Raw genomic sequence first — 23,357 nt, forward strand, 5'->3', positions numbered from 1 at the left:
GTGCTCCCGGAGCTCATCCGTTCGTGAACGTCAGTACTCCTGGAATGCGGACGCCTGTGCGCGCTGGGACTTCGCGGCCTGCGGGTTGAGTCCTTCGCACCACGACGGGTACACCCGGAAACCGCGTTTGCCCGGACGGGCCCCGGCGGTGATGCCGAGATCCTCGAGGTGTGCGTCCGTGAACCGGAAGACGCCGCGGCGTCCTTCCTCCTCCAGGAACACGAGCAACCCTGCGCCCACGTCCTCGCGGCCGAACGGGACCGTGGCGCCGTCGTCGTCGCGGCGCCAGAAGGCCAGGAACGCGCCCGGCTTGGTGGGCGTGATCCGTGCGGTCCTGACATGCCACGAGCCACCCTGGAGGCGGGCGAGCCCGGATCCGTAGTCGCTGTTCTGCTCCTCGGGAGTCACCTCGAACGATTCACCGAGGTGGGCGGCATAATCCTCCAACGCACTGAACAGCATCCGGCCACGCTACCGCACGACGGCGGGGCTTCTCATCCGGGAATACCTTGTCCACATACGGCCCTTACCCCTATGCGGGCCTCGGGAGGGCGCGCAGAATTGAAAGACGGTCCGTCCTGGGGAGGAGGGCGTTCCACCACGAGCCTTCGGGCAGGTCTTCAGGAGCGTACAGATGTCAGAAACGCACACAGCCACCGCAGTGCCGGAGGGAGGCCTGCGCCGCTCGCTCGGTCTCAAGCAGCTGATCGGCAATGGCCTGGTCTTCATCGGTCCGGCCGCGCCGGTGGGCATCTTCGGCCCCATCTACGCGAAGAGCGGTGGTGCGGTGGTCACCGTCTACGTGGTGGCCACGCTGATCATGGCGCTGACGGCCATCTCCTACTCTCAGATGTCGCGGGTGGTCCCGGCCGCCGGGTCGGTGTACTCCTATGCCACGACGGGCATCGGCCGAGGGGCGGGGTTCGTGGCCGGGTGGATGGTCCTGCTGGATTACCTCCTCATCCCCAGCGTGGCCTTCCTCTTCACCGGGCTGGCCATGCACTCGTTCCTCCCCGCCATCCCCGCGTGGGTCTTCACGGCCCTCGCGGTCGTCCTCACCACCGGTCTGAACCTCGCCGGCGGCAAGAGCCTCGCCCGCGCGGCGATGGCCGTGGTGATCGCCGAGGTGGCCGTGCTGGCGATCGTCCTCGTCGCAGCGCTGGCCGCCATCGCCGGATCCGGGATCCACCAGGCCCCGCTGTCACCGATCGCCGGAGTGGACGGATTCTCCCTGGCGGCCGTCCTGGGCGCGGTCTCGATCGCGGCCATGGCTTTCCTGGGGTTCGACGCGATCGCCACTTTCGCCGAGGAGGCCAAGGGCACCAGCCGCATGGTCGGCAAGGCCATGCTGGCGTGCCTCGTGATCGCGGGCGTCCTCTTCCTCTTCCAGAGCTACATCGTGGAGCTCATCACGGTCCCGTCCCCGGCTCAGCTGGCCGCCGATCCTGAAGCCCAGGGCACCGCCTTCTACGACACGATCCGTTCGCAGGTGGCGCCGTGGCTCGCGACCCTCCTGGGCATCGCCAAGGCGCTGGGCGCGAGCTTCGCCGGCATGATGGGCCTGGCCGCAGGAAGCCGGGTGGTCATGACGATGTCGCGCGAACGCCGCTTCCCTGCCGTGTTCGGCACGGTGACCCGGAGCGGCTCGGCCCCGGCGCTGGCCACGGTGCTCGTCACCGCGGTCACTCTGATCCTGGCGGTGTGGGCGGCCGCCGAGCCCGACGGGCTGGACCTGCTGTCGTCCACGGTCTCCATCGGGGCCATGAGCGCCTTCATCCTGCTTCATGCCTCCGTGATCGGGTATTTCCTGGTCAAACGCAAGAGCCGGAACCGGCTGGTGCACCTGGTGGTGCCGGTGGTCGGGATCGTGTTCTTCCTGCTGGTGATCGCCTTCGCGAACATCAGCGCCCTGACGGTGGGCGCCGTCTGGCTGGTCCTCGGCATCGCGGTGGCCGTGATCCAGCACCTGCGGCGGCGGGGAACGGACACCCCGTTGACGGACGGTCCGGACACTCCAGCGCCGGCCGCCGGTCGGGCCCACGACAAGGCACACGACCAGGCACACGACTAGACATCCGATCCCATCTCAGGAGGCTCCCATGGCAGATCACTACAGCATCACCGCCCAGCAGACCGCGGCGCAGAACTTCACCGTCCGGTCCGGCGAGAACTCGGTGGAGGTGGGGATCGGGACGTTCATGCCGACCGAGCTCCTCCTCGGCTCCCTCGGATCCTGCATCCTCTCCGTCGTGTCCGACTACGCGCAGCGCAATGGCATCGAACTCTCCGCTCCGCTGACCGTCCAGGTGGACGGGGACATGGCGAACAAGCCGCGGCGCATGGGCTCGATCGCGGTCCGGCTCGGCCTTCCGGAGGGGCTGACCGATTCCCAGCGGCAGGCCCTGCTGCGCGCCAGCAAGCACTGCACCATCCACGCCACCCTGGCCTCCGAACCCGAGGTGACGGTCGAGCTGCTGCAGGAAGTACCGTAGAAGCATGGCCACCGGTGGTTCCCGCAGGAATTCGCTCGAGGCCCGTCTGGAACGGGCCGCGGTGCTGCGCGCCGGCGCGGACGGCGCACCGCTGACCGAGGAGGAACGCGCTCACGAGGCCGAACAGGAAGCCCTGAGGGAGAAGCGCTCACGGGTGAACACTGCGGCGCGCGCCGACTACCTGGTCCGCGAAGCGATGGCCCAGGGCAAGTTCGAGAACCTGCAGTACGCGGGCAAACCGATCCCCGGCCTGGACCGCGGCTACGATCCCGATTGGTGGCTCAAGGGCCTCATCCAGCGCGAGAACCTGAGCGGTCTGGCGCCGGAGGCGATCCTCCTGAGAACCGTGGACCGGGACCTCGACTCCACCCTCGACGGGCTGCCCGGCGAACGTCAGGTCCGGGAAGCGCTCGAGGAATTCAACCGGCGCGTCATCAACGCCCGCCGGCAACTGCAGGGCGGGCCGCCGGTCGTGACGCCGACCCGGGACGTCGAAGAGGAAGTGGAACGCTGGCGCTCGCGCCGCGCCGCCGTCGTCGTGCCTGCCGAAGAGCCGACGACGCCGGAACGCGGCCACGGCTGGTGGCGCCGGCTCTGGCGCGGCGAAACGTAGCCCGCTGAACCGCCCGGCGATCACACCGCCGGCGTGGCTCTGGTCAGGCAGGAACCGCGAGGACCGCCTGACCGGCGAGTTCGCGGCTCATGAAGACGCTGTTCGGATCCTCGGCGTAGTCCGCGAAGGGACGGCATTCCCGGAAACCCGCCTGCCGATACAGGGCTCGGGCGGGTTCGAAGAAGGCCATGCTCCCGGTCTCCAGCGAGATCCGGGTGACGCCCCGGCGCCAGGCATCCTCGAGGAGGAAGTCCAGCATGCGGCGAGCCACACCGCGGCCCCGGTAGTCCGGGTGGGTCCGCATGGACTTGAGCTCCTCGTGGGCGCCGTCGATCATCTTGAGGGCGCCCGTGCTGATCAGTTCCCGCCCGAGGTATGCGGCGAACAGGCGGACGGAAGGGTGCAGGAGCGCGTCGACATCCAGGGCATGGCAGCTCTCCGCGGGGGCGGTCTGCGACAGCTCGGCCTGATGGGTGGTCAGGAAGTCTTCCAGCGCGGGGGTGGTGAGCCGGACACGTTCGATCATGATTTCCACCCCTTCACCATCGCAGGCGACGATTTCCGGCGTGTTTCCTGACGGTGTCGGAGGTGTTTTATCTGCCGTCGTGGGACGGGGCCTGGGCGCTGTCGGACGCCACCGTCCGGTCGCCGTCGTGTGTCTCGGGACGAGGGGAGGCGAGCGCCGCCTGGGCCTTCAGCCAGCGGTCCAGCTCGGCGGCCTTGCGGAACACCAGGACGGGCGGGGCGGAGGGGTCGTCGGCCCAGGCCCGGATCCGTTCCCGCTTGCCCGGGAAGCTTCGGAAATGCCACAGGAGGATGGAATCGGTGGAGAGCACCCTCCCCAGGGTCTCGGTGTTCCCGCTGCATGCCGGCGTGCGGTCCTTGACCCGCAGGAACGTCCGCCGCACCAGACGGCCGAACGAGAACACCCGGGAATAGTCCAGCCCGATCACCAGCTCGACCCGGGCCAGTGCAGCGTCCCGGAACTGGCGGTACGCGCTGTCCAGGATCCACTCATCGCGTGCGACGATGTCCTCCGCGATGGCCTTCATGTCCTCATCGGTGCGGTTGGTCCACGGCGCCTCGGACGCGGGGAGCCAGCCGATCTCATCGTCGACCGAGTGCCACGGGATCCCCGCGATCCGGCTCAGCCGGGCCGCCGCCGTCGACTTCCCGGTCCCGGCCACGCCGTAGATCAGGATCCTTCGGGGCAGGGGGGAATCCACGGATGCTCGGCTCATGGCCCCAGCCTACTCACGACCGCCGTGCGGGTCCGATCGGGTCGGTATCATGGCCGCATGAGCCAGGAACCCGCGTCCGCGCAGAACGGTCAGCACTGTGACGTCATCGCGGGCACCCATGCCGGCAAGTCCGGGATCGTGCAGGACGTCAATACGAGCAAGACCGGCGCGGTCACCCTCACCGTTCTTCAATCCGACGGCGTCCGGTTCAAGACCCTCGCGAAAAACGTCCGGATCACCGGCTGACCGCGGCCCGGCTTCCCGTGTTCCCGCCCGTGGGCGACGGGGCGGTGAGTCCGTCCTGCTCAGGCGGACCTGTCTGCGTTCAGCGCGCGACGACGGCCAGAGGTCGCTGCGGCAAGGCGCAGCTGGCGAGGGGAGCGCCGACGCTTGCGTCGCCGTAGAACGCGGCGTCAGCCATACCGTCGTGGCCCTGGGTCGATCCCGCGTGGCGCGGAGTGTCGAAGCAGGTGTCGATGCCGTACGGGGTGGCGGCGACGGTGTAGTCGCCGGGCGGTAGATTCCCGGGCACGTTCAGGGTGGTGCGGAAGCCGCCGTCGTCGGTCATCGGAATGAGCAGCCGGACGACGCTCGCGGACGTCCGGTCCATCAGCTGGACCTCCGCCTGGGCGTTCGCGCCGTAGCGCGGATGGCATTCGGCGTCGGGCGCCTCCACGGTGACGGTGTCCCCGGGGTGAGCCGTCGGGGCGCTGAGGTGAAAGGGCGGGGGCGAGCACCGGGTGGACGGCGGGAACAGGTGGCCGTGGAGAGCCATCATCCCGAAGACGCCCGCCAGGAACAGGAGCCCGAGGCAGAGGAGCCCGACGTTGAACAGGCGCCAGAGGCGCGTGGCAGGATCGCTGCGTGTGCTCATGACCTCATTCTGGGTGACAGCGTGTCATGCGACGGTGACGATCCCATCACGATCGTCGGGGAAAGCGGGGACGCCCGACGCCCGGACTCAACACGCCGCCGCGTTCACGCCACCAGGTTCAACGGGGCGGGGGCCAGTCCCACCAGGACCTCCTGGCCCCACGTCAGGGTCAGCCGGTCGTCCTCCATGCCGTCGCCGAACACCACGAGCTGCTCTGAGGACACCGTGACACTGAGGGCCTCGCCGGGCTGGAGCAGCCCCTCGGTCAGCGTCGCCCCGGTCGCCGGGGACGGCCAGGCCTCGCGGACGAACCACGCGAGCTGCGGATCGGTCGGCGCGGGCAGAGCCCGTCCTCCCCGCTCGCCGGCGATCGACGCGCACCAGCCCGTGGATCCGGTTCCCGTGGAGACGATGAGCCCGGAAGAGGACTGCCGTTCCCGTCGGCCGTCCGGGGTGCGCAGTTCGTAACGCGCGGACTGATGCGAGGCGTGTCCCAGGAACACCTCGTTGAGGGCGGAGAGCTCCTGACCGTCGTCCGTGCGAGCGGTCACCATCGAGAGCCGCTCCTGCGGCAGACCCCAGGCGCCCGGCGTTCCGGCAGACGCCTGGGCCAGCAGCGCCGCTGCCCGCCGCGGGCTGTGGCGGACGAGCACTCCCGGGTTGCGGCGGGGCTCCGCGTTGACGCCGATCACGGGCTGGCCCGCGAGGTACTTCGCCGTGTTCGCCACCAGGCCGTCCTGCCCGACGACCACCACGACGTCGTCGGGCGCCATGAGGAAGCGGCTGAGGTCCGCGCGTTCCACTTCGCCCGTCCGCCAGCCGGCGGGAACCGCCTGGCGGAGCGCGGCGCGGGCCTCGGTGAGGGTGTCGTGCGCCGCCTGCACCTCCGCCAGGTCGCGGTCGCGGACCTTGAGGAAGAACTCCACCTGGCCGCGGGTCCCGTGCCGGTCCAGGAGTTCGTCCAGCTCGGTCCGGCGGTGGACCAGGACCATCCGGGGATTGGCCATGATCAGTCCTCTCTACTTCTTCGCCGCGGTCAGTGCGGTCAGTGCGGTTCCGAGCATGTCCGGCGTGATGGTCAGGTTCTGGATGCCGGGCAGGTTCGCCGCGGCCTCCTTCAGGGCCAGTGCCAGCAGGATGCCCTGGTCGAGATCGCGGTAGGTGTCCATGGCCGCCTTCTCACGAGCCGCCTCGGCTTCACCCACCAGCTTGATCCTGCCAGCTTCGGCCTCCGCCGCGATGGCGCCGCGCTCGGCCGCGGCCTGCGCCTCGATGCCGGCGGCCGCCGCACGCTCCTCCGCCTCACGGCGGGCGTTGGCGCCCTCCTGGGCCACCAGGTTCTCGCGGCGTGCTGCGAGTTCGATCTGATTGGCCAGTTCGTTCTCGGCGATGGCACGTTCGCGTTCGACGGCGAGTGCCCGCCGTTCGAAGGTGGCACGGTCCGCCTCGGCCTGGAGCTGTTCCCGGACCGGAGTCTGCAGCGCACGCTCCACCTCGGCCTCGGGGCGGATGGCGAGGACGTGCACGCCGAGCACCGCGATCCCGGTGTCCTGGAGGCGGGCGTCCCGGGTCAGGGTCCCGAACAGGACGTCCCGCAGCGGGGCGGCCCCGTTGCTCAGGGCGTCGGCCAGGGTGAAGCGGGCGACATGGTCGTTCGCGGCCGCCTGGCAGAGCTGGCCGATGATCGTCTCGACCTGCTGGGCGCCGGTGGCCGGCGCCTCGTCCCTCTTCTTGAGGCCGAAATCCAGGCGGGCGCTCGCGAGCACCGGGTCGGTGAAGCGGTAGGTGATGTTCGCCTGGACGCTGACGTCCTGGTGGTCCTGGGTGAGGGCGTGGAAGAGGGTCGGCAGTTCGCGGTCCTCCACGGGGATCTCGCTCAGCACGGAGATCCCCGGGCGGTACCAGAACGCCTGGCCCACGCCCTGGTGACGGACTTGTCCGCCCTGGACGTGGACCACGTAGCCGGTGGGGCCGCCGAGGAAGTGGTTGATCCAGGGGTAGCTCTTGATGGTGTTCATAATGTCTCTCCTTCGTTCTTTATCGTCAACTTGACGATAATTGAACTCTAGGGGGTCTCCGGCATTAATGTCAAGGTGACGATAAATGCTAGGCTGAGGACCATGACGAACCGGAAGTCCGATGCTCTCGCTGCTTTCCACGCTTTCCCGGTCACGGTGGACATCGTCGCTCTCACCGTGCGCGACGCCGCGCTGCACGTGCTGCTCGTGCGCCGCCTGCTCGAGCCGTTCAAGGACCGCCTGGCGCTGCCGGGCGGCTTCGTCCTGCCGGGGGAGGCGCTCGCCGAGGCCGCGCGGCGGGAGCTCGCCGAGGAGACCGGCGTCGAACGCCTGCCCGGGCACCTTGAGCAGCTGGCGAGTTACGGCCCCGCCGGACGCGATCCGCGAGGCGACGTCCTGACGGTCGCCCACCTGGTGCTCGCACCGGACTTCCCGGTGGTCGCGGGCGGTGGCGACGCGAGCGAAGCGCTCTGGGTCCCGGTGGACCGGGTGCTGGGCGACGACGGCGCCCTGGCTTTCGACCATGCGCGGATCCTGGGCGACGGCGTGGAGCGGGCGCGTGCCAAGCTGGAGTACTCGCCACTGGGCGCGGCGTTCTGCGGCGACGAGTTCACCATCGCCCAGTTGCGGGGCGTCTATGAGGCGGTCTGGGGTGTCCGCCTCGATCCGCGGAACTTCCACCGCAAGGCCACGGGCGCCGCGGGATTCCTCGAGGAGACGGGCGAGGTGTCCTCGGGCGAGGCAGGCCGGCCCGCCGCGCTGTTCCGTCTGGCGCCCGAGGCCCGCTCCGGGAACCGCGCGGTGCTGAACCCGCCGCTCATGAGGCCGGTGGCCTGAATGCGCGGGGTCTCAGCTCTCGACGATCCGCGCTTCGAGGATGTTCAGCACTGCGCCCCAATGCGCTAGCATCTCTTCGCGTTCTGCCGGGCCTGAAAGCCGTTCATGGTGGATGGCGATCGTGCTGCCCGTCTTCGCCGGGATGACCCTGAGCTGCACCGTCGAGTCCGTCTCAGCTCCGGCCGGCTGCCATGTCAGGCGCAGCATGGATCCCTCGGCGCGGCTTCTGAGCTCTCCGCGCGTACCCTCCGCGGTCACGTAAGCCCCGCCGATTGCGCGGATCGCTCCGGGGTCCAGGGTGCCCAGCCACGAGCTGAGTCCCGGCCCGGTGAGAAATTCCCAGGCCTGGTGTGGCGTCACCGGAACGGTCCTTCTGATGCCCATTTGCCAGCCCGCGTCTTGAGTCAGTCCGAGTGATGTGTTCATGTAACCAGTTATAGTGGTTACATGAGTGCCGGTCAATGGATGATGTCCGCCGAGGGAGTGCGCTGGTTTTTCGATGCGGGATCGCTTGCCCTCGACTTCGGGTATACAGGCGATTTCGGCTACGGTGTCGCGGCCTGGGAACGCCTGCACAACCCGGGGGACTTGGACGGGTGGCTGGGGGAACACGGCGGCGTGGCGAGTGGCGGGCGGCTGCCGGCCACCGAACGCGACTTCGCGGAGGCCCTCCAGCTGCGCGCGGCGATCTGGGAACTTGCTCGAGCCGCGGCCGACGGTGTCGGTGCGGATCCGTTGAGCATCGACGTTGTGAACCGGTTCGCGAGGGGGCTCTCCCCGGCCCCTCAGTTGCCTGGCGGGGCGGAGTCTGCTCCGGCCTCGACGGCCGCGATGCTGCTGGCCGCCGTCGCGCGAGACGCGGTGACGGTTTTCAGCTCGCCGGACCGAATCCGGCGGTGCGGCGCGGAAGACTGCGCTCTGATCTTCCACGACGGCAGCCGCACCCAAGCGCGCCGCTGGTGCTCCATGCAGCGCTGTGGCAATCGGCAGAAGGTCCGGATGCATCGCGCCCGGGCCTCGGAGTGATGGTGAGGGGAGCGCCGGTCTTTGAGACACTGGAACCAGACCCACCCCGCTCCGGAAGGCATCCCATGGCAAGCACCCTGCACCTCGTCCGACACGGCCAGACCGACTGGAACGTGAGGGGCCATTTTCAGGGGCAGACCGACATCCCCTTGAACCGGACGGGTGTCGAGCAGGCGGCAGGGGTGGCCGAGGCGTTACGCGAGGTGCCCCTGGCCGCCGTCGTGACCTCGACCCTGGGCCGCGCGGTGGCCACCGGCCGGGCCATCGCCGACGCGCAGGACCTCCCCGCGCCGGCTACCGACGCCCGTCTCATGGAGCGCCACTTCGGGGAGGCGGAAGGGATGCACGGCGACGACGTCGCGCGTCTCTTCCCCGACCGCGAGCAGATCCCGGGCCGGGAGAGTGACGAGGAGCTACGCGCGCGGGCGTTCGGCGCGCTGGAAGAATTGGCCGCGGCGTTCGATGGCGAGGAGATCGCCGTCGTGAGTCATGGCGGCTGGATGGCCATGGTGCTGCGGACGCTGGTCGGGGACGCTTACGACTACTCCACGCTCACCAACTGCTCCGTGCACACCCTGGTCTGGGACACCGCCACGGGCGAGGTGCGGGTGGCCGGGGTGGAGACCGCCGCGCAGCTCATCCGGGACTAGCGATCGTCCCCGACGGCGCGACCCGGGGCTAGACCAGCCCGATCTTCCGGAGCTGCTCCGCCAGTCCGGCGCCGTCCGGGGCGTAGACCCACGGGATCGCCGAGCCTGAGTGGTCCATGTCCGGCGTGTGACCGCCGGCCAGGACCGCCTCGCCCACGGAGAGCTGCCGGATGGCCACCGCGGCCACATTCTCCGGATGCCGCTGGGCGAATTCCGAGTAGATGGCCTCGTCGTGCTGGCCGTTGTCGCCCACCAGGAGCCACTTCATGCGCGGGAACTCCTGTGCCAGCCGCTCAAGATTGTCCTGCTTGTGCTCGCGGCCGCTGCGGAACCAGCGGTCCTCCGTGAGGCCCCAATCCGTCAGGAGCATGGGTCCCACCGGGTAGAGGTTGCGGTGCAGGAAGCGGCTCAGTGTCGGGGCGGCGTTCCACGGACCGGTGGAGAGATAGAACGCGGGGGCACCCGGGTGGGCGCGCAGGATCCGCTCGTACAGCACGGCCATGCCGGTGGTGGCCATCCGGGCGCGTTCGTTGAGGACGAAGGCGTTCCAGAAGGCGAGCAGGGGTCGGGGGAGCGCCGTCACCATGACGGTGTCATCGATGTCGGAGAGGATGCCGAACTCCATGTCCGGCGGCAGCACCAGCAGGGGGGCCTCGGCGGAGGGCGTCCCGGAGGCGCGGATCGTGGCGGTGTGCCAACCCGGTTCCAGGTCCACCTCGACCGTGGTGTCCACGAGGCCGCCGCGGTCGGCTTTGACCCGCACGCGCGCGTCGCCGATTTCGATGTCCACTTCGCGTTCCGGAATCGGAACGGAGGTGAAGGCGCGCCAGCCGCGGATGTTCTGGTTGCCGTCGCGTGCCGCGCGATCGGCGCGGCTGCCGGGCAGGGCGCGGGCCGCGAGCATCACGCGGGCCAGGATCCGGACCTGCGTGGTGGAGCCGTAGCCCATGTACGGGACGGTCGCGGGCTGGAAGTGCGTCTTCCGGGCCATCTTCAGGCGCGCGGAATTGATGAAGGACGAGATCCTGTGGGCCGCCCCGAAGAGCGGGTTGCCTGCCCAGGAGCGGCGGGCTGGCTCATGCTGCATGGGCTTAACTCTGTCACAGACTGCCCTTCTTTTTGAGCGGCCCTACTTGCCATGGTGAATCGGGGTCGTCGGTACTGGGGTCTTTGCGACTTCCGCTGTCAGTAACCGTGCCCTACGCTCCGCATGGGGAATGACTCGCGCCGTCATGGGCACTTCATTGGTTAAGCGTGGAATGACAAAAGGAGTTGAATTCTATGAAGAGATCCCTTATCGGCGCCGCTGGATCATTGATGCTTCTCGTGGCTGGTCTCACGGCGACGGCAATGCCGAGTTCCGCGGACCCTGGTCACGGATGGGTCAGAGGTCACGCCACTCGAGTGTGCACTGAGCCCAGTTCCGGCCACGCGGCGTGCCATGCGTACCGGGAGACGGATGCGGCCGGCAAGCCCTTGGACAGCGCGACGCCTCCTGCCGGCGCTCTGACTCCGGCCGGGCTGCAGGATGCTTACAAGCTGACCGGCCTGAAGTCTGGGGGGCGGACTGTGGCGATCGTGGACGCTTACGGTTACCCGAGTCTGGAGCGTGATCTTGGCGTGTTCCGGAGCCAGTTCGGTCTGCCATCCTGCACCGTCGCCAACGGGTGTCTGAAGATCGTCGGTCAGACCGGGGGAGCCTCTCTGCCGAAGTTCGATGCCGGCTGGGCGGGCGAGCAGGCCCTCGACGTCGACGCCGTGTCCTCTGCGTGCCCCGACTGCAAGATCGTCGTGGTGCAGACCAATTCCGCGTCCTTCGCGGATCTGGGGGCCGGGGTCCAGACCGCCTCGAAACTGCCGGGAGTGGTTGCGATCTCCAACAGCTACGGCGGGGGCGATGCTTCTGATGCCAGCAATGGCGCGTACTACAACCATCCCGGAATCGCCGTCACGGCCAGCGCCGGAGATGACGGGTATCAGGGTGTTTCCTTCCCGGCTTCCTCCAGCTATGTCACGGCCGTGGGTGGAACGTCACTGACTAAGGCCTCCAGCGCCCGCGGGTGGACTGAAGCCGTATGGACCGGTACGGGCTCGGGTTGCTCCACACTCAACACAGCCCTCCCTGCGGCGGCATCGGTCGACACGCAGTGCGGCAAGCGGGCGATGAACGACGTCGCCGCAGCAGCGGACCCGAGCAACGGCGGCCTTGCGGTCTATTACCCCAAGACCAGCACCACATCGACCTGGGGTCAGATCGGCGGCACGAGCGAATCGGCTCCGATCGTCGCTAGCGTCTATGCGTTGAGCGGGAATACGGGTGGTTCCGGCAAATATGCCAATGCTCTGCCGTATGAGAACTCCGGCGCACTCTTCGATGTGACCAGTGGCAGCAACGGCTCGTGCACCACGGCGCTGTGGTGCAATGCCGGTGCCGGTTGGGACGGCCCTACGGGTCTGGGCACGCCCAACGGAACGGCGGCGTTCTGAGCATCGCTCGGATGAGGTGACCTTTCGAGATCCCCCGGAGGCGCTGGTCGCCTCCGGGGGATCACGTTTTCGTCGTCCTCGGCTCCGCGTCACTCCGGGAGCAGGATCAGGTCAAGATACGCCCCCAGGCTGGCGGCCACGTCCACCGTGTCCGGCGCGTAGAGGCGCTGGAGCTGCACGCCATCCCAGAGCCCGATCAGTGAAGCGGCCGCCTGCGCCGGGTCGACGCCGGGACGCAGCATCCCGGCCGCGCGCAGGGCCTCGAGCTCGCCGGTGTACTCCTCCCGCAGCCGCTCGAAGCGCTGGGCGAAGTAGTCCCGGCCGGGATGGCCCTCCGTGGTCGACTCGCCGCTGAGCACCGCGTAGAGCTGGGTGAGGCCGGCGATGTCCACATTGGCCCGGGCCTGCAGCAGCACCATGTCCCGGAACGGCATCGGCCCGAGGCGGGAGACGCCGCTGCTGTCGCGCTGTTCGAGGACTGCGAGGAGCAGATCGCTCTTGCGCTTGAAGTGGTGCAGAAGGCTCGTCTGGCTCATGCCCACCTCGTCGGCCACATCCTGCAGGCTTCCTGCGTGATAGCCGCGCGTGGCGAACACGTTGAGGGCGGCGTCGACGATCTTCTGGCGGGTCGCCGCCGTCTTGGCGTACGGGCCGCGTTTGCCGGTGCGGGGTGCTCGCTGGGCGCTCATGGAGTGGAGCTTAGCGCCGCTGAGGGGAACATTGTGAAATTAGAGTGACTACTCGAAATTTGTGTTAGCCTCGTCACACTGGCCGCGCCGGCCTCCGTCGTCCGGCGCCCGCTACAGGTACAGAGAGGTATGTGTCATGCCCCATGTTTCCCGGAGACGGCTGCTCGGCACAGGGCTGGGCGCCCTGTCCCTGGCGGCCCTCGGCGCGTGCGCCACTCCCGGCACGCACTCCGTCAACGCCGATCCGGCCATCCCCGCCGCGACGGGGGAGAAGATCCGGCTCACCTATTGGGCCTGGCTCAAGGATTTCCAGAAGGTGGCCGACCTCTGGAACGCCAAGAACCCCCGGGTCCAGGTGGACGTGGTCTGGATCCCCGGAGGGAACTCGGGCGGGTACCAGAAGATGTACTCGGCGCTCGCCGCCGGCGCCGGCCCGGACCTGGCCCAGATCGAATTGCGGTCCATCCCTGAGTTCATGCTGGTCAACGGTCTCGTCGACCTGAACCGTTACGGGGCGCAGGAGTTCGCGCCGCTCTACGACCCCACGCTCTGGGGGCAAGTCAGCTTCACCGGCGGCGTGTACGGCATCCCCCAGGACTCCGGCCCCATGGCGACGTTCTACCAGCCCGCGCTCCTGGAGAAGGTGGGCGCCACCCCGCCGAAGACCTGGGACGAGTGGGCCGCCGTGGGCAAGGAACTGCGGCGTGCGGGCAGTTACATCGACTGCTTCGCGATCAGCGACGCGAGCCCCTTCGCCGCCTTCGCGGGCCAGGCGGGCGCCGCCTGGTTCCGGCCCGAGGAGGACGGCTGGGTCATCAACATGACGGATGACGCCACGCTGAACGTCGCGCGCTTCTTCGACAAGGCAATCGACGACGGACTGGTCCAGACCGGGTTCGCCCACTACAGCCCGGCCTGGTTCGCCGCGGCGGCCAAGGGCGGCATCGCCTCCATCACGTCCGGCAGCTGGGGCGACGCCCTCGTGGAAGGCGTCAGCGGCGGCAAGGGCAAATGGAAGGCCGCCCCCATGCCCGTGTGGGGCAAGACCGGCTTCGGGTCCAGCTACCTGGGCGGCTCCACCACGGCCATCCTGGCCGGCAGCAAGCACCCCCGCGAGGCCCTCGAATTCGCCGTCTGGCTGACGACCTCGCACGAAGGCATCGACGCCATGATCAAGCACAGCGGCATCGGCTGGTCGCCCGCCAAGGACTTCGTCGGCACCGCCCGTCAGCAGCCCTCGGAGTTCTTCAGCGGACAGAACTACTTCAAGGACGTGCTGATCCCGGCGAGCCGCGAACAGAACCCGAAGTGGTCCTGGTGGCCGGTCACGCAGCAGACCTTCAACATCCTCAGCGACGGCTTCCGGAAGAAGGCGAGCGGCACCTCCCTGGTGGACGCCGTGGCCTCGGCCGAGAAGGACGTCATGACCGTCTTCAGGAACAAGGGCCTGACCATCAGGAAGGAACAGGCATGAGCAGCACACCAGCCGCAGCATCCCAGGCTCCGGCCCAGGACGGACAGGCCCAGGACGGACAGGCGCACAACGGCGACGCGGCCACCGGGAACCGGCCCGGCGGGCACGGCGCGGCCACGGCGGCCCGGCCCACCCGGGGCGGCCGCTCCCGGGCCGCGGCCCGCGCCCCCTGGATCCTCCTGGCGCCGTTCCTGGCCCTCTTCACCCTGACCTTCGTCCTGCCGATCCTCGTGGCCCTCGTCTCCAGCTTCACCAAGGTCACGCGCAGCGGGCTCTTCGGCGAGAAGGGTGTGACCAGCGGGTTCGCCGGCTTCGACAACTACGCCCAGGCCCTCGGCGACGCCAACTTCATCGCGTCGATCGGGCGCGTGCTGCTGTTCGGCGTCGTGCAGGTGCCCGTCATGATCGTCCTCTGCACCGTCCTGGCCCTCCTGCTGGAATCGGCCTCGGCCCGGTGGCCCGGCTTCTTCCGCGCCGCCTACTTCATGCCGTACGGCGTGCCCGGCGTGATCGCCACGATCCTGTGGTCCTTCCTCTACGTGCCGGGCCTGAGCCCGTTCATCGACATCGCCGGGAGCCTGGGGATCACACTGGACTTCCTGGGGCCCGATCACGTGCTGTGGTCCATCGCGAACATCGTGACCTGGAGCTACACGGGCTACAACATGCTCATCATCGTCGCCCAGCTCAAGGCCATCCCGGCCGAGCTCTATGAGGCGGCCCGCGTGGACGGCGCGTCCCCCTGGCGGATCGCCCGGAGCATCCAGCTGCCGCTCATCACCCCGGCGCTGGTCCTGACCACGGTGTTCTCCATCATCGGAACCCTGCAGCTCTTCGCCGAGGCGCAGGTGCTGAAGACCTCGGCCCCGGCCATCGACAGCCAGTACACGCCGAACCTCTCGGCCTACTCCACGGCGTTCGCCTACAACGACTACAACGTCGCCGCCGCGCAGGCCGTCCTGATCGCGCTCGCGGCCTTCATCCTCTCCTTCGTCTTCCTCCGCCTCACGAACAGGAAGTCCTCATGACCAGCACCACGGCCCCTCCCGCCACCCGTCGCGCCGCCGAGGCGCCCCGCTCCGGCGCCGCACCGCGCACCGGCCGCAAGCGGTCCAGCACCATCATCGTCACGGCGATCCTCGTCGTCGTCGCGCTGTACTTCCTGGTGCCCGTGTACTGGGTCCTGGTGGCGTCGACCAAGACCACGCAGGACCTCTTCTCCACGAACGGCTTCCTGCTGTCCGGGCACTTCGCCCTGTGGGACAACCTCGCGAGGGTGCTCAGCTACGACGACGGCGTCTTCCTCCGCTGGTTCCTGAACTCGGTCCTCTACGCCGGAGTGGGCGCGCTGCTGGCCACCTACCTCGCCGCAGCGGGCGGTTACGCCCTCGCCAAGTACGAGTTCCGTGGCCGCAACGCCGTGTTCGGCACGATTCTCGGCGGCGTCCTCGTCCCGGGCACCGCCACCGCGCTGCCCATGTTCCTGCTCTTCAGCCAGCTGGGCCTCGCCAACACCTACTGGTCGGTGCTCATCCCGTCCCTGGTGTCACCATTCGGCCTGTTCCTCTGCCGCATCTACGCCCAGGCCACGGTGGACACGGCTCTGATCGAAGCGGCGCGCATCGACGGGGCGGGGGAGCTGAAGATCTTCCACACCATCGGCCTGCGGGTCCTCACGCCGGCCCTAGTCACGGTGTTCCTCTTCCAGCTGGTCGGCATCTGGAACAACTACTTCCTGCCACTGGTCATGCTCTCCGACAGCAAGCTGTACCCGATCACGCTCGGCCTCAACAACTGGCTGTCCCAGGTGGACCGCCTGCCCGAGTTCTACGAACTCACCACGGGCGGCGTGCTGCTCTCCATCATCCCGCTGGCCATCGCCATGATCGTCCTGCAGCGCTTCTGGCGCGGGGGCCTGACCGAAGGAGCCGTCAAATGACCGCCGCCTACCTCACCAACACCGCGCCCGGCGAGGGACGCCGCAGTCCGGCCCGCGCACGGCTCGCCTCGGACGCCCCGGAACTGAACCTCGACGGCGACTGGGACTTCCGCCTTCTTCCGGCCGCGCCCGGCACCCCGGCGGGGGCGCTGGCCCTGCCGGAGGGCGAGGGCGCCGAGGACTTCGCGGCCCCCGGCTACAGCGCGGACGGCTGGGACGCCCTGCCGATCCCCTCCCACTGGGTCCTGCAGGGCGACGGGAAGTACGGCCGGCCGATCTACACCAACGTCCAGTTCCCGTTCCCCTGCGAGCCGCCCTTCGTCCCGGACGCCAACCCGACCGGTGACCACCGCCGCGTCTTCACGCTGCCCGAGAGTTTCGACGGCGCCGAACGCATCCTGCTCCGCTTCGACGGGGTGGAGTCGCGGTACAAGGTGTGGCTCAACGGGACGGAGATCGGCGTGGGGTCGGGCAGCCGCCTGGCCCAGGAGTTCGACGTCACCGAGGTCGTGCGCCCGGGGGAGAACGTGCTCGCGGTCCGGGTGCACCAGTGGTCCGCGGCCAGCTATCTCGAGGACCAGGACCAGTGGTGGCTGCCCGGCATCTTCCGCTCGGTCACGCTCCTGGCGCGTCCCGTGGGCGGGCTCGACGACCTCTGGCTGCGCACCGCGTACGACGGCGACGCGTCCGGGACCGGGCAGGGCACGGTCGTGCCCGAGGTGAGTGCGGGGGAGGCGGCGTTCCCGGTCCGGTTCCGGATCGCGGAGCTGGACGTCGACGTCGTCTGGGAGCGCCCTGGTGACGTGGCCCCGGTGGTGGTGGCCGGCGTCGAGCCCTGGAGCGCGGAGACGCCGCGGCTCTACGAGGCGACCGTCGAGGCGCAGGGTGAGACCATCACGCAGCGGATCGGCTTCCGCACGGTGCGGATCGAGGGCGACCGGTTCCTGGTCAACGGCCGGCGCGTGGTGTTCCACGGCGTCAACCGGCACGAGACGCATCCCGAGCGCGGGCGCGCCTTCAACGAGGAGTTCGCCCGCGAAGACCTGCTGCTGATGAAGCGCTTCAACGTCAATGCGATCCGCTCGAGCCACTATCCCCCGCATCCGCGCCTGCTCGATCTGGCCGATGAGCTGGGATTCTGGGTGATCCTGGAATGCGATCTGGAGACGCACGGCTTCGAACGGCACGGCTGGGACGGCAACCCCGGCGACGACCCTGTCTGGCGTGACGCCCTGCTGGACCGCATCGAACGGACCGTGGAGCGTGACAAGAACCACCCGAGCGTGGTCCTGTGGTCGCTGGGCAATGAATCCGGCACCGGCGCGAACCTCGCCGCCATGGCCGCCTGGGTGCACGCGCGGGATCCCGAACGGCCCGTGCACTACGAGGGCGACTACACCGGCGCGTACACCGATGTGTACTCCCGCATGTACTCGTCCATCCCGGAGACCGAGTCGATCGGGACGGACGGCGCCACCGACCTGCTGCTCGGGTGCAGTGCCGCGGAGTCGCTGCGGCAGCGCCGCAAGCCGTTCATCCTGTGCGAGTACATCCACGCCATGGGCAACGGCCCGGGCGCGATCGACCAGTACGAGGACCTGGTGGACCGGTATCCCCGGCTGCACGGCGGCTTCGTCTGGGAATGGCGTGACCACGGCCTGCTGAGCCGTGATGCCGACGGCACGCCCTTCTACGCGTACGGCGGGGACTTCGGGGAGGAGATCCACGACGGGAACTTCGTCATGGACGGCATGGTCCTCGCCGACGGCACCCCCAGCCCGGGACTCCACGAATACCGGCAGGTGGTCTCGCCGCTCCGGCTGACGCTGAGCGGGACCGCCGCCTCGCCCGTCGTCCGGGTGGAGAACCGCCGTCACAGCGCGCCGGCGTCGGACGTCAGGATCCGCTGGCGGCTCGAGCACGACGGCCGTCCGGTCCCCGCGCACGACGGCGGCGGCGCCGTCGCCGGGTCCCTCGCCGTGGTGGGCGGAGACGCGGCGCGTGACGGGTCCGCGCCTCTCGCGGCGGGCGATGCGGCCACGTACGCACTTCCGGCCGTGCCGGTGGCCCCCGAGGGGGAGACGTGGCTGACGGCCGAGGTCGTGCTCGCCGCGGACACCGCGTGGGCGGAGGAGGGCCACGTCCTCGCGTCCGCCCAGCTCGACCTGACCCCCGCGCGGGAGCGCCCCGCCGGCCCCCGTCCTGCGGGGTCCTCGACCGGTGCCTCCTCCGCTGTCCCGCGCCGGCTGGAGCTGGGCCCTGCCGTGTTCGACGGCGGCCTGCTCACCTCGCTGGCCGGGCAGTCCGTGGAGGCGCCGCGGCTGGAGCTCTGGCGGGCGCCCACGGACAACGACCGCGGGCAGGGCTTCGGCTCCTATGACGCCGCCGACCCGCGCTCGCCGGGTGTCCGCGGCGTGCTCGGCACGGGTCAGCCGGCGCCGACGTGGGAGGAGGTCTGGCGGTCCGCCGGACTGGACCGGCTCCACCGCCGGATCGAGTCCGTGCAGGCGACGGACCGTTCGCTCACGGTCCGCGCCCGGTACGCCGCCGCGGACACCGCCCGGTCGTTCCACCTCGACGAGCATTGGGAACTGGCCGGGGAGGAACTCTGGCTGCGGCTCGACCTCACCCCGAGCGGGAACCACGTCCGCGACCGGGCCTGGGACCTGGTCCTGCCGAGGATCGGCGTGCGGTTCGGTCTGCCGTCGGAGGTGTCCGGCGCGGAGTGGTTCGGCGCCGGACCCCGCGAGTCGTACCCGGACAGCCGTCACGCGGCGCTCGTCGGGCGGTACGCGGATTCCGTGGAAGGGCTGGGGACGGTGTACTCGCGGCCCCAGGAGAACGGTCACCGGAGTGAGGTGCGCGAACTGGAGCTGCTGCTGGGCGGTGTTGGTGGCGCTGGCGGCGCCGGCAAGCCCTGGCTCCGGGTGGAGACGGAGCGTGACGCCGCCGGGCGCCTGCCCGGTTTCACGCTCTCGCGGCACACGGCCCAGGAGCTCTCCGACGCCGCGCATCCGCATGAGCTCTCGGAATCCCGCCGCACCTGGCTCTACCTCGACGCCGCGCAGAACGGCCTCGGCTCGCGGGCCTGCGGTCCGGATGTGTGGCCCGAGCACGCCCTGCGTCCCGAGGCCCGGACGCTGCTGCTGAGGTTCACCGCGCTCTGAGCGGGAGGCGCTGTCCGCGCCTCCCCCAACGCCGACGGCCGCCGTCGTGCCCCTCCTTCGAGAGTGCACGACGGCGGCCGTCGCGGTCAGCGCCTCAGCGCTGAGTAGTCAGAGCGGCAGGCTCAGCCCGGCAACGGTGCGCCGGTGAGCTTGATCTGGCGGTTCTGATCCTTGTAGAGCAGGTAGCGGAACTGGCCGGGGCCGGAGGCGTAGCAGGCCTGCGGGCAGAACGCGCGGAGCCACATGTAGTCGCCCGCCTCGACCTCCACCCAGTCCTTGTTGAGCAGGTACATGGCCTTGCCCTCCAGGACGTAGAGGCCGTGCTCCATGACGTGGGTCTCCGGGAAGGGGATCACGCCGCCGGGCTGGAAGGTGACGATGTTGACCTGCATGTCGTGCGCCAGATCGTCCGACGGCACGAAGCGCTGGGTCTTCCAGACGCCGTCGGTGTCCGGCATCGCGGTGCCTTCGACGTCCTTCTCGTTGGTGACGAAGGACGTGGCCTCGTAGCCTTCGAGACGGTCGTAGGCTTTGCGGATCCAGTGGAACGTGGCGATGTCACCGCTGGTGTTCTCCACACCCCACTCGTCGCCGGCGGCCAGGTAGGCGTAGCCGCCTTCCTCCATGACGTGCTGCTCGCCCTTGAGGTTCAGCGTGAGCGTGCCCTTGACCACGAAGATGACACCCTCGACGCCGGACTCGAACTCGGCCTTCGGCGCGCCGCCGCCAGGCCCCACCTCGACGATGAGCTGGGAGAACGTGGTGGCGAAGCCGGAGATCGGGCGCGCGATGATCCACGAACGGGTGTTCGTGAAGCCCGGCAGGAGGCTCGTCACGATGTCCGTGAGAACGCCCTTGGGGATGACCGTGTACGCCTCGGTGACGATCGCACGCTCGGTGGTGAGATGGGACTGCGGCGGCAGGCCACCCGTGGGGTAGTAGAGATTTCCCATGAAGGACTCCTTCGTGAATCAGTGAGAAGTGGTGGCGAGCCGCGGGTGCGCGAGCACCGTCAGCTCCGGGAGTGCGACGCCGGTCAGGGTCAGGACCTCGTCCTCGCCGACCGCGCCGCACTGGACGCCGCGGAGGACGAAGTTGGCCAGCGCGCGGGCGGTGGCGGGCTCGTCCATGACGCCCGCGTCCGTCTGGGAGAAGTAGTTCTTCAGGCGGGTGGTGGCCGCGGCCAGACCCTCGCGGTAGAAGGCGTAGCTCGCCGCGAACCGGCTCGGCAGCTGGTGCGCGTGCAGGTCCCAGCCCTGGTAGTAGCCGCGCTCCAGGGAGCGGCGGACCAGGCGGCCGTGCAGCTTCCAGGCGTTCTCCACGTTCTCGCCCACGGGGATGATGTTGGTGGAGCCATCGGAGAGGCGGATGCCCGTCCCGGCGACGGCCAGCTGCATGATCTCCTTGGCCACATCCGCCACCGGGTGCTCCATGGACTGGTATTCGGCGGCGATCTGCAGGCTCGCGGAGTAGTCGTAGGTGCCGTAGTGCAGCGAGCTGATGCGGCCCGGGACGACGTGCGGCAGCTGCGCCACCGGATGCGTGCCCTCGTGGCCGAGGATCAGCTGCGGCGTCTCCACCTGCACTTCGAAGCGCAGACGGCCGGCGGGCAGTCCGTGGATCTCTTCGAGACGGGAGACGACGTGGTCCATGGCCGTGACCTGGTCCACGGTGGTCACCTTCGGCAGGGTCAGGACCAGGCCGTTGGGCAGTCCGCCCTGCTCCACCAGGGTGGAGACGAAGAGGTCCAGCGTGCGCAGGCCCCGGGCCCGGGTGGGGGCCTCGAAGCACTTGAAGCGGATGCCGATGAACGGGGGAGCAGTGCCGGCCTCCACCGCCTGGTGGACGGCCTTGGCCGCGGTCACGACGTCGGCGTCTTCGGCCTCGTCGCCACGGTTGCCGTAGCCGTCCTCGAAGTCGAGACGCAGGTCCTCGATGGGCTCGTTCGCGAGCTTGGCCGCGACGCGCGGCGCGACGGCGGCGTTCAGCTCCTCGGACTGACCCAGCAGGGCGCCCAGGGCCTCGAGCCCGCCGTGCTGCGCGACGACGTCGTTCGCGGCCTGTCCCCATTCCGCGGCGAAGTCCGGCGTGAAACGGTCCGCGGAGACGTAGACGGTGTGGATGGGCTGGCGGCTGCCGTCGTCGCCCGGGTAGTTGCGGTCCAGGAGCGTGTCCGTGGCCGCGAGCCGGGTTTCGACGTCCGCAAGATCGGCGGCGGAGAGTGAGGTGCCCGCCATCAGTCGACCAGCTCGTAGGCCGGGGTGGTGAGGAAGTCGACGAAGTCCTCGCCCAGGCACAGCTCGGCGATCAGCTCGCTGGCGGGGGAGTAGAACTTCTCGAAGGCCTCTTCGCCCACCTCGCCGCGCAGCTTCTCGGTCTCCTCGGTGAGGATCTGCCGGACGAGCTCGCGGGTGACGGTGTTGCCGGTGTCGGCCAGCACGGAGCCGGCGTTGATCTGCTGCCACACCTGGGAGCGGGAGATCTCGGCGGTGGCGGCGTCCTCCATGAGGTTGTGGATGGCCACGGCGCCGTTGCCGGAGATCCAGACGGCGGTGTAGGCCACGGCCACGTAGAGGTTCAGGCGCAGGCCGGCCTCGGTGACCTCGCCCTTGGCGGAGGCGACGTCGAGCAGCTGGGCGGCGGTGACCTCGACCTCGGGGCGCTGCTTGTCCAGCTGGTTCGGCTTGTCACCGAGGAAGGAGTCGAAGACCTCTTCGCAGATCGGGACGAGGTCCGGGTGCGCCACCCAGGAGCCGTCGAAGCCGTCGGTGGCCTCACGGGTCTTGTCGTTGCGGACCTTGGCGAACGCGGCCTCGGTGACCTCGGGCTCGCGGCGGTTCGGGATGACGGCGGCCATGCCGCCCATGGCGAAGGCGCCGCGCTTGTGACAGGTCTTCACGAGCAGTTCCGTGTAGGCGCGCAGGAAGGGCGCGGTCATCTGCACGGAGGCGCGGTCCGGGAAGAGGAAGTCCTCGCCGGCGTCGCGGAAGTACTTGACGATGCTGAACATGTAGTCCCAGCGGCCGGCGTTCAGGCCGGAGGCGTGGTCGCGCAGTTCGTAGAGGATCTCCTCCATCTCGAACGCGGCCGGGATGGTCTCGATCAGCATCGTGGCGCGGATGGTGCCGTACGGGATGCCGACGTACTCCTGGGCGAAGGTGAAGACGTCGTTCCAGAGGCGGGCCTCGAGGTGGCTCTCCATCTTGGGCAGGTAGTAGTACGGGCCGTGACCGTTCTCGATCAGCTGCTGGGCCACGTGGAAGAAGTGCAGGCCGAAGTCCACGAGCGCGCCCACGGCGATCTGGCCGTCCACCAGGACGTGCTTCTCGTCCATGTGCCAGCCACGCGGACGGGTCACGACGACGGCGAGCGGCGCGTCCGTGCGCAGGCGGTACTCCTTGCCCTCCGGCGAGGTGTAGGAGAGGGTGCCGCGGGCGCCGTCGCGCAGGTTGAGAATCGCGTCGATGACGTTGTGCCACGTCGGGGTGCTGGCGTCTTCGAGATCGGCGAGCCAGACCTTGGCGCCGGAGTTCAGGGCGTTGATGGCCATCTTGGCCGGCGACGCCGGTCCGGTCATCTCGACGCGGCGGTCCTGCAGGGCCGCGGGGGCCTCGGCGACCTTCCAGTCGCCCGAGCGGACCTCGGAGGTCTCGGGAAGGAAGTCCAGGGTCCCGGTCTTGGCGACCTGCTCGCGCTTGGTGACGCGGGCGTCGATCAGCTCATTGCGGCGTGCCGCGAACTTCTGGTGCAGGGCCTCCACGAAAGCGAGGGCTTCCGGGGTGAGGATCTCCTCGGCGCGCTCCACCGGCTGGGGGTTGGTGACGGTGATGGTCATGTGCTGTCCTTACTT

24 protein-coding genes are annotated in these 23,357 nt (G+C 69.3%); 12 read left to right on the forward strand and 12 right to left on the reverse strand.

Annotated features, from left to right (window positions below; genetic code table 11):
* Positions 1 to 30: 30 nt before the first annotated feature.
* A complete protein-coding gene (locus tag BLV63_RS04255) occupies positions 31 to 462 on the reverse strand; it encodes a MepB family protein (protein ID WP_066216049.1) in 432 nt (143 codons plus the stop codon).
* Positions 463 to 634: 172 nt separating this feature from the next.
* Between BLV63_RS04255 and BLV63_RS04260 the strand changes: the two genes are divergently transcribed.
* From BLV63_RS04260 to BLV63_RS04270, 3 genes are read left to right on the forward strand one after another with little or no spacing between them, the layout of a single operon-like run.
* On the forward strand, positions 635 to 2,071 hold the full coding sequence (locus tag BLV63_RS04260) for an APC family permease (RefSeq protein ID WP_074784005.1): 1,437 nt from the start codon (positions 635 to 637) through the stop codon (positions 2,069 to 2,071).
* A 28-nt stretch (positions 2,072 to 2,099) separates the two neighbouring features.
* Positions 2,100 to 2,492, forward strand: a complete 393-nt coding sequence (locus BLV63_RS04265) for an OsmC family protein (protein ID WP_066216047.1) — start codon at positions 2,100 to 2,102, stop codon at positions 2,490 to 2,492.
* Positions 2,493 to 2,496: 4 nt separating this feature from the next.
* Complete coding sequence (locus tag BLV63_RS04270; protein WP_066216044.1) at positions 2,497 to 3,105, forward strand: DnaJ family domain-containing protein; 609 nt, start codon at positions 2,497 to 2,499, stop codon at positions 3,103 to 3,105.
* 43 nt (positions 3,106 to 3,148) lie between these two features.
* Here BLV63_RS04270 and BLV63_RS04275 read toward each other — a convergent pair whose 3' ends face one another.
* Together BLV63_RS04275 and BLV63_RS04280 are read right to left on the reverse strand one after the other, a co-directional pair.
* Positions 3,149 to 3,631, reverse strand: coding sequence for a GNAT family N-acetyltransferase (locus BLV63_RS04275; protein ID WP_066216043.1), 483 nt, complete (start codon positions 3,629 to 3,631; stop codon positions 3,149 to 3,151).
* Positions 3,632 to 3,698: 67 nt separating this feature from the next.
* Positions 3,699 to 4,346 carry a P-loop NTPase family protein gene (locus tag BLV63_RS04280; RefSeq protein ID WP_074784009.1) on the reverse strand — a complete coding sequence of 216 codons (648 nt, stop codon included), beginning with the start codon at positions 4,344 to 4,346 and terminating at the stop codon, positions 3,699 to 3,701.
* A gap of 57 nt (positions 4,347 to 4,403) precedes the next feature.
* On the opposite strand from BLV63_RS04280, the gene BLV63_RS04285 reads away from it, so the two are divergent.
* Entirely contained in the window at positions 4,404 to 4,592 is a 189-nt protein-coding gene (locus BLV63_RS04285) for a KOW motif-containing protein (RefSeq protein WP_066216042.1), read from the forward strand.
* Between the two features lie 79 nt (positions 4,593 to 4,671).
* On the opposite strand, the gene BLV63_RS18065 is transcribed toward BLV63_RS04285, so the two are convergent.
* The 3 genes from BLV63_RS18065 to BLV63_RS04300 all read right to left on the reverse strand — a co-directional run bounded on the left by BLV63_RS18065 (position 4,672) and on the right by BLV63_RS04300 (position 7,238).
* Positions 4,672 to 5,220 (reverse strand): hypothetical protein, encoded by a 549-nt coding sequence (locus tag BLV63_RS18065; protein ID WP_066216040.1) that lies wholly within the window; start codon positions 5,218 to 5,220, stop codon positions 4,672 to 4,674.
* Positions 5,221 to 5,324: 104 nt separating this feature from the next.
* Positions 5,325 to 6,227 (reverse strand): diacylglycerol kinase catalytic domain-containing protein, encoded by a 903-nt coding sequence (locus BLV63_RS04295; RefSeq protein WP_066216038.1) that lies wholly within the window; start codon positions 6,225 to 6,227, stop codon positions 5,325 to 5,327.
* Between the two features lie 12 nt (positions 6,228 to 6,239).
* Positions 6,240 to 7,238 carry an SPFH domain-containing protein gene (locus BLV63_RS04300; protein WP_066216036.1) on the reverse strand — a complete coding sequence of 333 codons (999 nt, stop codon included), beginning with the start codon at positions 7,236 to 7,238 and terminating at the stop codon, positions 6,240 to 6,242.
* A 102-nt stretch (positions 7,239 to 7,340) separates the two neighbouring features.
* Here BLV63_RS04300 and BLV63_RS04305 point away from each other — a divergent pair, with 102 nt between their 5' ends.
* A complete protein-coding gene (locus BLV63_RS04305) occupies positions 7,341 to 8,075 on the forward strand; it encodes an NUDIX hydrolase (RefSeq protein WP_066216034.1) in 735 nt (244 codons plus the stop codon).
* Between the two features lie 12 nt (positions 8,076 to 8,087).
* Here the strand turns inward: BLV63_RS04305 and BLV63_RS04310 are convergent, their stop codons facing one another.
* Positions 8,088 to 8,501, reverse strand: a complete 414-nt coding sequence (locus BLV63_RS04310; protein WP_074784012.1) for an SRPBCC family protein — start codon at positions 8,499 to 8,501, stop codon at positions 8,088 to 8,090.
* Positions 8,502 to 8,522: 21 nt separating this feature from the next.
* On the opposite strand from BLV63_RS04310, the gene BLV63_RS04315 reads away from it, so the two are divergent.
* Entirely contained in the window at positions 8,523 to 9,101 is a 579-nt protein-coding gene (locus BLV63_RS04315) for a CGNR zinc finger domain-containing protein (RefSeq protein WP_066216029.1), read from the forward strand.
* A gap of 65 nt (positions 9,102 to 9,166) precedes the next feature.
* Positions 9,167 to 9,751 carry a histidine phosphatase family protein gene (locus tag BLV63_RS04320; RefSeq protein WP_066216027.1) on the forward strand — a complete coding sequence of 195 codons (585 nt, stop codon included), beginning with the start codon at positions 9,167 to 9,169 and terminating at the stop codon, positions 9,749 to 9,751.
* A gap of 28 nt (positions 9,752 to 9,779) precedes the next feature.
* Here the strand turns inward: BLV63_RS04320 and BLV63_RS04325 are convergent, their stop codons facing one another.
* Positions 9,780 to 10,838 carry an App1 family protein phosphatidate phosphatase gene (locus BLV63_RS04325; RefSeq protein ID WP_066216025.1) on the reverse strand — a complete coding sequence of 353 codons (1,059 nt, stop codon included), beginning with the start codon at positions 10,836 to 10,838 and terminating at the stop codon, positions 9,780 to 9,782.
* Between the two features lie 317 nt (positions 10,839 to 11,155).
* On the opposite strand from BLV63_RS04325, the gene BLV63_RS04330 reads away from it, so the two are divergent.
* On the forward strand, positions 11,156 to 12,238 hold the full coding sequence (locus tag BLV63_RS04330) for a S53 family peptidase (RefSeq protein ID WP_217640438.1): 1,083 nt from the start codon (positions 11,156 to 11,158) through the stop codon (positions 12,236 to 12,238).
* Between the two features lie 89 nt (positions 12,239 to 12,327).
* Here the strand turns inward: BLV63_RS04330 and BLV63_RS04335 are convergent, their stop codons facing one another.
* A complete protein-coding gene (locus BLV63_RS04335) occupies positions 12,328 to 12,927 on the reverse strand; it encodes a TetR/AcrR family transcriptional regulator (RefSeq protein ID WP_066216021.1) in 600 nt (199 codons plus the stop codon).
* A 136-nt stretch (positions 12,928 to 13,063) separates the two neighbouring features.
* Here BLV63_RS04335 and BLV63_RS04340 point away from each other — a divergent pair, with 136 nt between their 5' ends.
* From BLV63_RS04340 to BLV63_RS04355, 4 genes are read left to right on the forward strand one after another with little or no spacing between them, the layout of a single operon-like run.
* On the forward strand, positions 13,064 to 14,401 hold the full coding sequence (locus BLV63_RS04340; RefSeq protein WP_066216020.1) for an ABC transporter substrate-binding protein: 1,338 nt from the start codon (positions 13,064 to 13,066) through the stop codon (positions 14,399 to 14,401).
* Positions 14,398 to 15,429, forward strand: coding sequence for a carbohydrate ABC transporter permease (locus BLV63_RS04345; RefSeq protein WP_082724259.1), 1,032 nt, complete (start codon positions 14,398 to 14,400; stop codon positions 15,427 to 15,429). The genes BLV63_RS04340 and BLV63_RS04345 overlap by 4 nt, the downstream gene beginning before the upstream one ends.
* The gene (locus BLV63_RS04350; protein WP_066216019.1) at positions 15,426 to 16,340 is read left to right on the forward strand and encodes a carbohydrate ABC transporter permease; all 915 of its coding nucleotides are present in this window, start codon (positions 15,426 to 15,428) and stop codon (positions 16,338 to 16,340) included. Before BLV63_RS04345 ends, BLV63_RS04350 begins: the two co-directional genes overlap by 4 nt.
* On the forward strand, positions 16,337 to 19,507 hold the full coding sequence (locus BLV63_RS04355) for a glycoside hydrolase family 2 TIM barrel-domain containing protein (protein WP_066216016.1): 3,171 nt from the start codon (positions 16,337 to 16,339) through the stop codon (positions 19,505 to 19,507). The genes BLV63_RS04350 and BLV63_RS04355 overlap by 4 nt, the downstream gene beginning before the upstream one ends.
* A 122-nt stretch (positions 19,508 to 19,629) precedes the next feature.
* Here BLV63_RS04355 and BLV63_RS04360 read toward each other — a convergent pair whose 3' ends face one another.
* The 3 genes from BLV63_RS04360 to aceB are packed head-to-tail and all read right to left on the reverse strand — an operon-like array spanning position 19,630 to position 23,342.
* Complete coding sequence (locus BLV63_RS04360) at positions 19,630 to 20,460, reverse strand: bifunctional allantoicase/(S)-ureidoglycine aminohydrolase (protein WP_066216014.1); 831 nt, start codon at positions 20,458 to 20,460, stop codon at positions 19,630 to 19,632.
* An 18-nt stretch (positions 20,461 to 20,478) separates the two neighbouring features.
* The gene (locus tag BLV63_RS04365) at positions 20,479 to 21,744 is read right to left on the reverse strand and encodes a DUF6986 family protein (protein WP_066216013.1); all 1,266 of its coding nucleotides are present in this window, start codon (positions 21,742 to 21,744) and stop codon (positions 20,479 to 20,481) included.
* Positions 21,744 to 23,342, reverse strand: a complete 1,599-nt coding sequence (aceB, locus tag BLV63_RS04370; protein ID WP_066216009.1) for a malate synthase A — start codon at positions 23,340 to 23,342, stop codon at positions 21,744 to 21,746. Before aceB ends, BLV63_RS04365 begins: the two co-directional genes overlap by 1 nt.
* Positions 23,343 to 23,357 lie beyond the last annotated feature (15 nt).

It is taken from the genome of Arthrobacter woluwensis (assembly GCF_900105345.1).
Lineage (GTDB): Bacteria > Actinomycetota > Actinomycetes > Actinomycetales > Micrococcaceae > Arthrobacter_E > Arthrobacter_E woluwensis.